The following is a 12,614-nucleotide window of genomic DNA, read 5'->3' as shown; positions in this document are numbered from 1 at the left end:
CAGGCGATGAAGGACTACGTCGCCTCGATGGGCGAAGAGGCGATCCTGTGCAAGCACTGGGCCAAGGGCTCGGCCGGTATCGAGGACCTCGCCAACAAGGTGGTGCAGCTCGCCGAATCCGGCGCTTCGCAGTTCGCGCCGCTCTACCCCGATGCCATGCCGCTGTTCGAGAAGATCAACACCATCGTCCAGCGCATTTATCGCGGCTCGGAGGCGATCGCCGACAAGTCGATCCGCGACCAGTTGCACGCCTGGGAGCAGGCCGGCTACGGCAACCTGCCGGTCTGCATGGCCAAGACCCAGTATTCCTTCTCGACCGACCCCAACCTGCGCGGCGCGCCGACCGGCCACACCGTGGCCGTGCGCGAGGTCAGGCTGTCTGCCGGCGCCGGTTTCGTCGTCGTCATCTGCGGCGAGATCATGACCATGCCCGGCCTGCCCTCGAAGCCATCCTCGGAAAACATCTACCTCAACGAAAACGGCGACATCGAAGGCCTTAGCTGAGCAGGGCACGCGGAAGGAGTTTAAATATGTCAAAGATAATCGACGGCACTTCGGTTGCAGCGGATGTGCTTGCAAAGCTAAAAGTGGTCGCCCAACAGCTGACCGGGGAAACCGGTGTGGTTCCGGGTATCGCGGTGGTCATAGTAGGCCAGGATCCGGCCAGTCAGGTCTATGTCGCGTCCAAAGGCAAGAAAGCGGAGGAGTGCGGGTTCCATTCGACCGAGCATGCGCTGCCGACGCACACGACCGAGGAAGAGTTGGTCGCGCTAGTCGAAAAGCTCAATGCTAATCTTGGGATCCATGGGATCCTGGTACAGTTACCCCTACCGGACCACATCGATTCCGGTCGCATCATTCAGACGATCGCGCCGGAGAAGGATGTCGACGGGTTCCACTTCATCAATGTCGGCAAGCTGGGCACGGGTCAACTCGACACCGCCTTCGTGCCCTGCACGCCGGCCGGCTCGATGATTCTGATCGAGCGCGTGCACGGCCGTGATCTGTCGGGCTTCAGCGCTGTAGTGGTCGGACGCTCCAACATTGTCGGCAAGCCGATAGCCAATCTCCTGCTGCACGCCAACGCCACCGTGACTATCGCCCACAGCCGCACCAAGAACCTCCCGGAGCTGTGCCGAAGCGCCGACATCCTTGTTGCGGCTGTTGGTAGACCTGAAATGATCAAAGCGGACTGGGTCAAGCCCGGGGCGACCGTGATCGACGTCGGCATCAACCGTATTTCCGGCGCCGGTAACGGCAAGGCCCGCCTAGTCGGGGATGTGGCTTTTGAAGAAGCCGCCACAAAGGCAGGCGCCATAACGCCCGTCCCCGGTGGCGTAGGGCCGATGACGATTGCATTGCTGATGGCCAATACTTTGACCGCGGCCTCCCGTGCGGCCGGCCGGGCGTTTGCTCTCGAAGCTTGCAGTTGATCGATGCACGGCGGCGGCGTCAAAAAATCGACATGGCCGAAAAGGCTGCTCATTGCCGAGCGCAATCAGCTAGTGATCTCGGCGTTGCGCGATATCATCATCCGCGACGAACGTTTCGACTTCGCGGCCGGCGTCCAGAGCGGCAAGGCGTTTCTGAAGGCAGTTGAGGAGACGCAGACGGCCTTCGACATCGCAATCGTCGGCTGGAAGCTATCCGACATGAACGCTGGCGAACTACTGATCGAACTTCGGCGTCTGCAGTTCGCGACGCGCGTGGTCATCTTCTGCAATGATCATGACATAAGCATTCTGAAGCGGTGTGTACGCCTCGGTGCCCACGGCTTCTGCTATCAATTCGACGATCCCGGCATTCTGTTCGACACGGTTGCTGCAGTCGCAAACGGCCGCATCTGCATACCTTTCATGGATGTCTCCAAAATCAACGAAACGCCGTTGTCATGCCTAACGACGCGCGAACTGGAATTGCTCACTGTACTCACCAATGGCTGGACCAATCAACAGATTGCGGCCAGGACTGGCATTTCGGAGAACACGGTAAAGTACCATCTGAAAAATTTGTACGATAAGCTCGACGTCCGCAATCGGGCAATGGCGGTTGCGCTGTTTCTCACCGATGTGAAACATTAAGCGTAAGGCCTGCGTCCCAGGTGGCGTTTCCCAGGCGACAAGCGGTAAGCCGAGCTCGGCTCTCGCCGCTGGCATGGCTCAAGGTCACGCCGTAGAAAACCGCAGCGCACACGCCCTCCCGGTCCCGACCACATGGCACCTGGAAAGCACGGATGTCCTGAGGGCCAACCCGGTCCGGATAGCGGTCCAATGTTGGGAAACTTCGCCACGACATGTTTATAGGACCGTTGCGTGGCCGGCCAGGATTGCGGATGGTGATGTCTCGATCATGTGTCGGCGAAGCGGGCTCATATCGGCCCATCTCATTGCTCCGTTTTGAGGATTGCGCCTCATTAGACGCAATCCTTCAAAACAGAGCCTCACCCGCAAACCGGCGCACCATTTCCGCATCAGGCGCTTCGTTCAACCGGAGCGTCGCTGCGCGAGGCGCGCCCTGGGTATGCTAGGCCCGCCGTGGTTTCCCGTGAGAGTCAAGCGACGCAGCCCCGAATACTAATCATTGACGCCGTCTTGAATATGTGCGATCGTTGTTATGGTGGCGGGATAGCCACCCCCAGACCACGTGCCACGCTCAGGACAATTGCCTCGACGCGCGGAATTGTTGGTTAACATCCATCTCAAAAAATCGTTGACATCACACGCTAGGCTGACGGTCGCCCGTCTGCTCAACGGGATGGATGTCGTTTGGCACTTTGAGCGGGCAAAATCACAAAGGGGAACTTAAATGAAAGAATCGATGAAGAAGATTTCAGTGTTGCTTGCCATAACTGCCCTATGGGCCGGGAGCGCAGTTGCGGAAGACCATCCGATCGTGTTGGGGATTCCTGTCGGCTTGAGCGGCGCAAACAGCGTCGTGGCCCCGTCTGTCATTCAGGCGACCGAACTTGCAGTCTCCGAAATCAATGATACCGGCGGGTTGCTGAACAGAAAGCTGGTTGTAGAGGTGGCCGACGACGCGTCCGGCGCGGCCGGAGCCCAGAAGGCCTACGACTCCCTTGTCTTTCAAAAGAAGGTCGACGCGATCATTGCAATGGAAACGACGGCAGCCCGCAACGCCGGCCTGCCGATCATCACGCGGGGGCAGATTCCGTACATCTACACCTCCTTCTATGAAGGCTCCTCCTGCAACAAATATCAGCACATCGACGCCTGGGTGCCGCAGCAAATGGTTTCCCTCATGGTTGATTACTTCATGAAGGATCATGGCGCAAAGACGTTCTTTCTGGTTGGCAGCGACTACGCCTTTGGCCGGGGACTTCTTGGCGATACTAACAAGTACATCGCCGAGAAGGGCGGAACGCTCGTCGGAGAAGAATACAATCCAATGGATGCGACGGATTGGACGGCGATCGTCAGCAAGATCCGCGCGACTAACCCGGACGCCATCATCACCTCGACTGCCGCCGGTGCGCCAAACGTGACGTTCACGAAGCAATTGCGGTCGGCCGGCATCACCGCCAACTATGGCAGCTACGCGCTCGATGAAGGTACCGCCAAGACGCTTGGACCCGACGCCGAAGGGATTTATCTCGGCGGCACATACTACACCGGTATCGAATCGGAGAAGAATGCGCAGTTCCTGAAAGCGCTGCATGCGAAATTCGGGGAAAAGACCGAAACGCCGAATGAACTGTCGGTGCCGCAATACGATGCCGTTCATCTCTACGCCCTGGCGGTCAAGAAGGCCGGGACGACGGACACGGATGCGGTCGTGAAGGCTCTGAGCGAGGTGACTTTCGACGGCCCCCGCGGTCCGGTGAAGATGTCGAAACAGCGCCATGCTCCGCTGACGATGTATCTCGCACAGGTCAATGCTCAGGGCGACACCAAGATCATCGGATCCTACGCCAACGTGGATCCGGGCGAGCAATGCCCCAATCTGTGACCAGAGACAGGGGGGGCTTTGCGCCCCCTGACTCTGTTGACCAATAAAATAGTGACGATTCTGTATTGGTCCTCCAGATGAGGTGATGTACAACCCGCCTTTCATTTGAAAGATTAATACAGAATGCCACAGAGGAAATCTCGGAGATTTATATGGTTCCGGTACTACTTGATCTAATAACAACCGCAGCGATCTTATACATCGTATCGTCGGGATTGCTTCTTGTGTTCGGTGTCATGAAGCTAATTAACTTCGCGCATGGTGGATTGATGACGCTGGGCGGCTATGCTGCCGTCATCGCCACTGCGATGGGGCTAAATCCCTGGATTGGTATACCCTTGGCGGCGATCTTCGGTGGAATTGTCGGTCTTGGCATGGAACGTGTCGTGGTGCGCTCGTTATACAATCGTCCCCTCGATGCCATTCTGGCCACATGGGGCCTGAGCATCATCATCGGGCAGATCATCACCCTTGTCTTTGATCGCGGCGTTCATTTTGCCGAGCCTCCGATCAGAGGCGTGATAAGCGTCCTTGGTGAGCCCTACTCAACCTATCGGCTAATCCTAACGGCCCTTGCATTGCTGCTTGGCCTCGGCTTGACGGCTGCGCTCCGGGGCACATCGCTAGGCCTTTCCACGCGCGCGGTCATCATGAACGAGGACCTTGCGCGGGGACTCGGCATCAACAGCGGCCTAGTCCGCTCCATAACGTTCACGCTCGGCTCCGGTTTGGCGGCGGTGGCGGGAGCTCTGATAACGCCGCTGTCCAGCGTCGATCCAAACATGGGCGTCGCCTGGCTGATCAGCGCCTTCATGCTCGTGCTGGTTTCGGGTTCCTCCCTCTTCAGCCTAGCCGTCGCGAGCGTTGTTCTGGGCGGCGCCCAGGTCGTCGTGAGCAACTATTTCGGTTCGGTTCTCGGCGGCATGACGATTGCCGTTCTGGCCGCTGTCATACTCCGTATCCGTCCCCAGGGGTTTTCTTATGAGTAACGCAAACGTAAATGAATTGGGAAGCAGTTCCCTTCAACGACCCCAGGTTCGCCCTCTGACAAGGATGATGATCGTCGCCTCGATCGCTCTGATCGGCGTTGGCGCTGCACCATTCTTCATGGATGCGTATTCCGTAAACGTGCTCGTGAGGTCAATGATCTATGCAGCAATCGCGCTGTCGGTCGACATCCTCTGGGGCTACCTCGGAGTCCTGACTTTCGGTCAGTCGGCATTCTTCGCGGTCGGCGCCTACGCAACGGCATTGGTCTTCACCTATGGCGGCTTTTCGGCTGAATATGCGTTCGCCGCTCTCCTGATCGGCATCGCGGTCGCGGTCGCTCTCGCCGGGTTGGTAGCATTTCTGGCTTTCTGGCATGGCGCGTCGGCGCTCTATGCGTCGGTAATCACCCTCGTCCTGCCGATCATCGTCACGCAGCTTCTGTTTTCCGGTGGAACCTACACCGGCTCGAGCAGCGGCCTGACCGGCTTCGACACCATTCCCCTCAGCTCTGAGGCGTGGTTCTGGGCCGTCGGGGTCTGGCTGGTCGTGCTGACGACAGTGGCCTGGATGTACACGCGCAGCGACGCTGGACGGCTTTTGACCGCGATCCGGGAAAACGAGCAACGGTGCAAGTATCTCGGCTTGAACACCTCCAACATCAAGGCAGTGATCTTTCTGATCTGTGCCGCAATCGGCGCGATAGCCGGCTGGATGTACGCCAACTATACGATGGTGGTTGCCCCTGAAATCGCCGGCTTCACGTTCGGAACTGAGCTACTGATCTGGGTCGCACTTGGCGGGCGTGGCACGCTGTTCGGGCCTGTGATTGGAACGATCATCATCGACTATGCCAGTGCGCACCTGCAGGGCGATTTTCCCTTTGTGTGGAAGCTTGCTATCGGAATAGTCTTTGTCTCGGTCATCGTGGCCCTGCCGCGCGGTATCCTGCCATTGGTTTCGAATGCCGCCAACTGGTTACGCGGTCGCATTGGCATAGCCCAGCCGCAGCAATACTCTCAGCTCCAGCTGCGCCAGGCGAGTAGGAGCGGTCGCAACATCATTGGGGTTGAATCCCGTGGACCGGCGCTTGTCGTGAGTGGGGTCGAGAAGCGGTTCGGCAGCCTGGAGGTCCTGTCGGGCATCGACTTCGAAGCCACCTATGGCGAGATCGTCAGTCTCGTGGGGCCCAACGGTGCCGGTAAGACGACCCTGATGACCTGCATCGCCGACGGCTCAAAGCGCAGCGGCGGCACGATTTCAATCGCTGGCCACGACATCGCTCATCGTCCGCCTGAAGAGTGCGTGCGTCTCGGTGTCGGCCGCAAGTTCCAGATGGCCAACGTCTTCGACAGCTTGACAGTCGGCGAGTGCCTCCAGATAGCCCGGGCGCGCCTGGATCCCTTGTCTAAGTGGCAGAAATCCGGTGTTTGCAACCTTCCGCCTTCCGCCATGCACGTCGTCCGGGCCACGGGTCTGCACAGCGATCTCAACGTACCTGCACAAGTGCTGTCGCACGGAAAGAAGCAAGCGCTCGAACTGGCAATGGTGTTGGCTCTCGAGCCCAAGGTCGTCCTTCTGGATGAGCCCACGGCCGGTCTCACCAAGGCTGAACGCACGCTGATCGGAACGATACTGACGGAACTCGCCAGAACTGAGCAACTTTGCATTCTGCTCGTGGAGCACGACCTGGATTTCGTCCGCGAGATTTCTTCACGGGTGATCGTTCTGCACCAAGGCCGGATTGTTCTTAACGGCTCGGTTGATGAGGTCGTGAATTCCGAGCTCGTCAAATCAGTCTATGCCGGGTCCGGGCACTGAGGAGGAAGCATCATGACGGAACCAATGCTTGCTGTGAGTGGTCTCAGCAGCGGATATAGACAGGCGACCGTAATACGGAACCTGGACTTGGAGATTGGCCGCGGCGAAATCGTCGCTATGGTCGGCAAGAACGGCATGGGAAAGAGTACGCTTCTCAAGTCGATCATGGGGTATTTGCCGAAGTTTTCAGGCTCCGTGTCGATGGCGCAGCATGCCATCAGCGACAGCAGGCCCCATCAGATTGCCCGGCTTGGTGTAGCTTATGTGCCGCAGGAAAAAGCGTTATTTCAAGACCTTACGGTTGAGGAAAACATTCGCTTGGCGATGCGTGGCTCGGCAAGCTGGGACGAGACAAAGGCGACGATTGCCCGTTGCTTCCCTTTTCTCCTCCAGCGGTTGCAGCAGAAAGCCGGCACGCTCAGTGGCGGAGAACAGAAGATGCTGCTGATGGCACGCTCCCTCTCAGTCGGGGCCAAGCTGCTCCTGATCGACGAGATAAGCGAAGGCATGCAGCCTTCAATCATCTCCAATCTGGTGAAAATTATCAAGACGGAGAGGGATCGCTCGGGCCTCGGCGTTCTGCTGGTTGAACAGAACATTCCGTTCACCCGCGCTGTTTCCGATAGATACGTGCTCTTGGATAAGGGCGAAATATCGGGGTCCGGAAACACACGCGACCCGGATACACACGAAAAGATCGCGGCCCACATAAGCCTCTGATCATTCCGGAAAAAGACTTCAAAAAGGCGAGGGCATCTAGTGTATCTGACCAACAGGGAAAGCGACAGACTTCTGATTTTCGCGGCGGCGGGGATGGCTCGGCGCCGTCTGGCCGAAGGCGTACGGCTGAATTTGCCGGAGGCCAGAGCGATAATAGCCGATGCCATCCACGAAGGGGCAAGAAGAGGTAGTTCGGTCTCAGAATTGATGGCTTTGGGTCGCACCGTATTGCAGCGCAATGACGTTCAGCCGGGCGTCGTGCCGCTTCTGGAAATGCTGATGGTCGAGCCGATGTTTCCGGACGGTCAGAAGCTTGTTTGTGTCCACGACCCCCTCGGCCTGCCACAGGATAGCGAGGAGGAGGACAAACCAGGCGGCTATCGCCTGGCGAAAGAAGGAATAGAGATCAATGTCGGTCGTGCGACTACGCGTGTGGTCGTTCGCAACTTTGGCGACCGCCCCATCCAGATCGGCTCCCATTTCCACTTCTTCGAAGTAAACCCCGAGCTAGAGTTTGACCGAGCCGCATCCTTTGGCTTCCGTCTCGACATTCCGGCGGGAACGACGGTCCGGTTCGAGCCGGGGGACGAGAAGGCCGTCGACCTTGTTGCCATCGGCGGCGAACGGCGCGTCGAAGGGCTTAACAACCTTACCGATGGTGACCTGGACAATCCGGAGGTGAAGCGCAGGGCCGTTGTACGCGCAGCAGCCGAAGGGTTCAGGGGAGCCCACCATGGCTAAGATGCTGTCGCGCCGCCAATATGTCGAGCTGTACGGGCCGACGACGGGAGACGGGGTTCGTCTCGGGGACACGGATCTCTGGGCGGAAGTCGAGCGGGATCTCCTGGTTCCGGGGGACGAACTCGTCTTCGGGGCGGGAAAAACGCTGAGAGTGGGCACCGGCTGTCATGGCCACATCACTGCGGCAGGCGGTGCACTCGACCTGGTGATAACGAATGCCACGATTATCGACCCGGTCCTTGGCATCATCAAGGCCGACATAGGGATCAAGGACGGCCTGATCGCCGGGATCGGCAAGGCCGGCGATCCCCGCATCATGGACGGGGTGCACCCGAAATTGATCGTTGGTACCAACACGGACGTTCGTGCTGCGGAGGGCCTGGTAGTTACGGCCGGCGGCATTGACTGCCACGTCCATTTCATAGATCCCGGTCAGTGCGAAGAGGCGCTGGCCAGTGGCATCACAACCTTGTTCGGCGGTGGGCTTGGGGCCACTACCGTTCCGATCGCCTCCACCGGCACTGTGAACCTCGGACATATGCTCCAGGCAGCCGAGGCGTTCCCGCTTAACTTCGGCTTCTTCGGAAAGGCCGCCTCGGATAGTCATAAGCCCCTGATAGAGCAGGTCGAGGCGGGTGCCGCAGGGCTGAAAATTCATGAGGACTGGGGTGCCACAACCGCCTCGATCCATTCAGCACTGATGGCTGCTGACGAGGCGGACGTGCAGATCCAGCTGCATACCGATACGCTGAACGAGTTTGGGTTCCTCGAGCGTACCTTGAAGGCAATCGACGGCCGTACCATCCACGCCTACCACGTCGAAGGTGCGGGCGGGGGCCATGCCCCCGACATCATCAAGGTGTGCGGCTTCGAGAACGTCCTGCCTTCGTCGACCAACCCGACTAACCCGTACACTGTCAATACATTCGACGAGCATTTCGACATGGCGATGGTCAGCCATCACCTCAATCCGAGACTGCCGGAAGATATCGCCTTTGCCGAATCTCGGATCCGCCACGAAACCATCGCCGCCGAGGGCGTGCTGCACGATATCGGCGCCATCAGCGCGATAGGGTCGGACTCCCAGGGGATGGGACGCATTGCCGAAACCATCACCCGTACTTGGCAAACTGCGTCGCGCATGAAGGCGCAGCGAGGAGCCCTCCCCGAGGACAGCGGCCGCGGCAACGACAACACCCGGATCAAGCGTTTCATCGCCAAATATACCATCAATCCGGCACGCATGTTCGGCGTGGCGAAATATGTCGGCTCGCTCGAGCCGGGCAAGCTGGCCGATCTCGTGCTCTGGAAGCCGGCAATGTTCGGCGTAAAGCCGGAGGCTGTCTTCAAGTCAGGCTTCCCGGTGATGGCCGTGATGGGCGAGGCGAACGCATCCCTCTACTGCTGCGAGCCCCTGCGCTACCGGCCGCAATGGGGCTGGTTCGGACGCGCTGCCCAGTCGCTTTCTATGCGTTTCATGTCCCAGCGGGCCATCGACCTCAATATTGCCGGAAAGCTGGACCTGCGGGCACGCTGCGTCCCGGTGTCAGGAACACGGAAGCTTTCCAAGCGGGACATGCTCTGGAACGACAAAGTACCGAATATAACGGTGGATCCGGAAACCTACAGAGTGGAAGTCGACGGTGAGCACTGCACGTCGCTTCCAGCCAGCAAGGTGCCGCTTGGCACACTTTATACGTTGAAATAGGAGAGTTTCATGTCCGCAAAGGCCGTTCGCATCGGCATCGGTGGTCCGGTGGGCTCCGGGAAGACGAGGCTAATCGAGCGTCTCCTGCCCCTCATCCATGAGGCGGGGCTGAAGCCCGCGGTCATCACAAACGATCTTGTGACTCTAGAGGACGCGATCCGGGTCAAGGCGAGCGGTCTCATCGAAGAGACTCTGGTCATCGGCGTTGAAACCGGCGCGTGCCCTCATACCGCGATCCGGGAGGATCCTTCGGTCAACATTCAGGCCGCTGACGCATTGGAACGCGACAACCCACTTGATCTGATCCTTATCGAGAGCGGCGGGGACAATTTGGCGGCGACATTCTCCTCCGAACTCGTCGACTATTGGATCTTCGTGATCGATTGCGCCGCAGGCGACGACATACCGCGCAAGCGCGGGCTTGGAATGCTCCAGGCCGATCTCCTTGTCGTCAACAAAGTCGACCTCGCTCCGCATGTGGGGGCTGATTTGAACCGCATTCGCAACGACGTTCGGGCAAACCGTCCTCAAAAGGCGACCATCTACACGAATTTGCGGTCGACGGAGGGTGCTTCGGAGGTCTTTGCCACAATAAAAAGGGATGCCTTGTTCGGCTGTGCGGTTCTTGATCCGGCATGACACGCTCGTCCGGCCTACTTGACCTGGAATTTGCAGCCGACTGCCGGGGGAAAACACACCTAATGCGTCGGGCCCAGAGATTTCCCTTGCATTTCACCACACCCCTTTTTCTGGACGAGAGCCAGCCTGACATGGCTTTCGTTTATGTCCAGAATCCCTCGGGCGCGGTGTTCAGCGGCGACAAGCTGGAACTGCGGATTGCTGCGCGCAGCGGCGGAAAGCTTCATGTCACCAGCACGTCCGCGACCAAGCTCCACCGCATGCTCGACGGATCAGCGTTTCAGAGGGTGCTGCTGGAGGCAAAACAGGGGTCGTACATTGAGTACCTACCGGACCAACTCATCCCGCAGGCGCTATCATCCTACGACCAGGAGACGACGATCGACATCGACCAGGGTTCAATGCTCATTGCGAGCGAAATCGTCGCGCCGGGACGTTTGGCCCGCGGCGAAATTTTCGCGTTCAACCGCCTCAAACTGGAAACGCGGATTAGGGTCGGCGGCAACACGCTTTTCACGGATCGCACACTCATGGAACCGACGACGATGCCGATCAATATAAGAGGCGTCCTTGGCTCCTTTCTCTATTGGGGAAACCTGCTGGCGCTCGTTCCAGGCGGCAACGCAAAGGGCGTTTACGATGCCGCTTCGTCTCTGGAGATGACCGGCGAGGATTTTAGATTGGGCGTGGGGGCCTTGCCCGGAGCGATAGGCATCATAGTCCGTGTCCTCGCCCGGTCGTCCTCAACCATCACGCGTCTCATGGAAGACGCCTGGTCACGGATTCGAATGCAGATGATTGGGGCGCCAGCACCATCTAAGAGGAAATAGGTCCCATGATTATCTCGAACGGAATTATTGGCGCCTTGGACGCAGTGCAACGGTACGGCGGGACATTGGATTTCCTTGACGTGCCTTGGGTGGACGCCAGCAAGCGACGGCTTCGGCGGCGCACGAAGGGCGGGCTCGATTTCGCGGTATCGATGCAGCACAGCCAGTACCTTTTTCACGGCGCTGTTCTATTTGACAGCGAGGATCACACGGTGGTCGTGTGCAGGCCCGAGGAGCCCGCCCTTATCGTTGACCTCAGCCAGACCAACTCGGTTGAGGATATTGTTCGGCAGGCTGCCCTTATCGGCCACGCGTTCGGCAACCAGCATGTACCGGTCGAGGTGGACGGTTGCTCTATCCTCGTGCCGATGCTGTCGAGCGAGGACGTCATGACGAAGACGGTTCGAGACCTCCAGTTCGGCGAACTGTCGCTGCGTTTTGACTACGTTCGGCTAGGTGCCTCTTGCCCCCTTTTGATGACAGGCCACGCTCATGAATGAAATGTGGGCAGGAACGGCGATAGACACGAGTTTCCTGATGGCCCTTCAGTTGGCCGACAGTTCGCTGCCGATCGGGCGCTATGTCCATTCCAGCGGATTGGAAGGAATACTGGAGGAGCTTCCAAAGAACTCGGCCCAAATCGCGGAAGTCGTCAAAGCGGTGCTGCTCCACGGATCGGGCCGCAGCGACGCCGTTGCAGCCGCTCATGCACATCGGATGTTTTCGGTGGCCGATCTCGGCCAATTGCATGATGTCGACGAGCGTCTTCTCGCCACAAAGCTGTCGGTTCCGGCCCGGAAAGCATCGACCTCATGCGGTCGCCAACTGGCGAAACTTGCCCTTCAGGTCTGGCCGCACGATGTGCTCGATCCGTTCTGCCGCGAAGTGCAGATGGGCGAGGCCGGCAACATAGCTGTTGTCGCAGCAGCCGTTTCGGCCTCAAGGGGAATAGGCATCGAGAACACGCTCCTAGCAGAGTTACGTGGCACGGCAAGCGGCCTCCTTTCGGCAGCCGTGCGACTCGGCCGGATGGGATCCGCCGAAGCGCAGGTTCTTCTCTATAAATGTGTCCCGACCATTGTTCGGGCTGCAGAAACGGCCCTACTCTTGGATCTGGACGACATGAGTTCGACCACGCTCGAATTGGATATTGCGATGCTGCAACTTCAGCGTAATCCACTGCGCCTGTTTGCAACTTAGCC

At 58.8% G+C, this 12,614-nt stretch carries 13 protein-coding genes; all 13 read left to right on the top strand.

Going from position 1 to position 12,614, the window contains the following annotated elements; genetic code table 11:
* The coding region (locus FJV77_RS08485; protein ID WP_142866351.1) for a formate--tetrahydrofolate ligase at nucleotides 1-504 on the top strand (504 nt) is incomplete at its 5' end.
* Between the two features lie 26 nt (nucleotides 505-530).
* The gene (gene folD / locus FJV77_RS08480) at nucleotides 531-1,433 is read left to right on the top strand and encodes a bifunctional methylenetetrahydrofolate dehydrogenase/methenyltetrahydrofolate cyclohydrolase FolD (RefSeq protein WP_142866350.1); all 903 of its coding nucleotides are present in this window, start codon (nucleotides 531-533) and stop codon (nucleotides 1,431-1,433) included.
* Nucleotides 1,434-1,436: 3 nt separating this feature from the next.
* Nucleotides 1,437-2,081, top strand: coding sequence for a response regulator transcription factor (locus FJV77_RS08475; protein WP_142866349.1), 645 nt, complete (start codon nucleotides 1,437-1,439; stop codon nucleotides 2,079-2,081).
* Nucleotides 2,082-2,805: 724 nt separating this feature from the next.
* Nucleotides 2,806-3,966 carry a substrate-binding protein gene (locus FJV77_RS08470; RefSeq protein WP_246691185.1) on the top strand — a complete coding sequence of 387 codons (1,161 nt, stop codon included), beginning with the start codon at nucleotides 2,806-2,808 and terminating at the stop codon, nucleotides 3,964-3,966.
* Between the two features lie 152 nt (nucleotides 3,967-4,118).
* Nucleotides 4,119-4,955 (top strand): branched-chain amino acid ABC transporter permease, encoded by an 837-nt coding sequence (locus tag FJV77_RS08465; RefSeq protein WP_142866348.1) that lies wholly within the window; start codon nucleotides 4,119-4,121, stop codon nucleotides 4,953-4,955.
* Nucleotides 4,956-5,022: 67 nt separating this feature from the next.
* Entirely contained in the window at nucleotides 5,023-6,774 is a 1,752-nt protein-coding gene (locus tag FJV77_RS08460; RefSeq protein WP_246691184.1) for an ATP-binding cassette domain-containing protein, read from the top strand.
* A 12-nt stretch (nucleotides 6,775-6,786) separates the two neighbouring features.
* Nucleotides 6,787-7,494, top strand: a complete 708-nt coding sequence (locus FJV77_RS08455) for an ABC transporter ATP-binding protein (RefSeq protein WP_142866346.1) — start codon at nucleotides 6,787-6,789, stop codon at nucleotides 7,492-7,494.
* Nucleotides 7,495-7,533: 39 nt separating this feature from the next.
* Nucleotides 7,534-8,235, top strand: a complete 702-nt coding sequence (locus FJV77_RS08450; protein ID WP_142866345.1) for an urease subunit beta — start codon at nucleotides 7,534-7,536, stop codon at nucleotides 8,233-8,235.
* On the top strand, nucleotides 8,228-9,943 hold the full coding sequence (ureC, locus tag FJV77_RS08445) for an urease subunit alpha (protein ID WP_142866344.1): 1,716 nt from the start codon (nucleotides 8,228-8,230) through the stop codon (nucleotides 9,941-9,943). The genes FJV77_RS08450 and ureC overlap by 8 nt, the downstream gene beginning before the upstream one ends.
* Nucleotides 9,944-9,952: 9 nt before the next feature.
* Nucleotides 9,953-10,582 (top strand): urease accessory protein UreG, encoded by a 630-nt coding sequence (gene ureG / locus FJV77_RS08440; RefSeq protein ID WP_142866343.1) that lies wholly within the window; start codon nucleotides 9,953-9,955, stop codon nucleotides 10,580-10,582.
* 86 nt (nucleotides 10,583-10,668) lie between these two features.
* Nucleotides 10,669-11,412, top strand: a complete 744-nt coding sequence (locus tag FJV77_RS08435) for an urease accessory protein UreD (RefSeq protein ID WP_185970239.1) — start codon at nucleotides 10,669-10,671, stop codon at nucleotides 11,410-11,412.
* 5 nt (nucleotides 11,413-11,417) lie between these two features.
* Nucleotides 11,418-11,912 (top strand): hypothetical protein, encoded by a 495-nt coding sequence (locus FJV77_RS08430; RefSeq protein WP_140884292.1) that lies wholly within the window; start codon nucleotides 11,418-11,420, stop codon nucleotides 11,910-11,912.
* Nucleotides 11,905-12,612 (top strand): urease accessory UreF family protein, encoded by a 708-nt coding sequence (locus FJV77_RS08425; protein WP_142866341.1) that lies wholly within the window; start codon nucleotides 11,905-11,907, stop codon nucleotides 12,610-12,612. Before FJV77_RS08430 ends, FJV77_RS08425 begins: the two co-directional genes overlap by 8 nt.
* Nucleotides 12,613-12,614 lie beyond the last annotated feature (2 nt).

This window comes from Mesorhizobium sp. WSM4306, assembly GCF_007003975.1.
In the GTDB taxonomy this organism is placed as follows: Bacteria; Pseudomonadota; Alphaproteobacteria; order Rhizobiales; family Rhizobiaceae; genus Mesorhizobium.
This window is presented reverse-complemented; position numbering and strand designations above follow the sequence as displayed.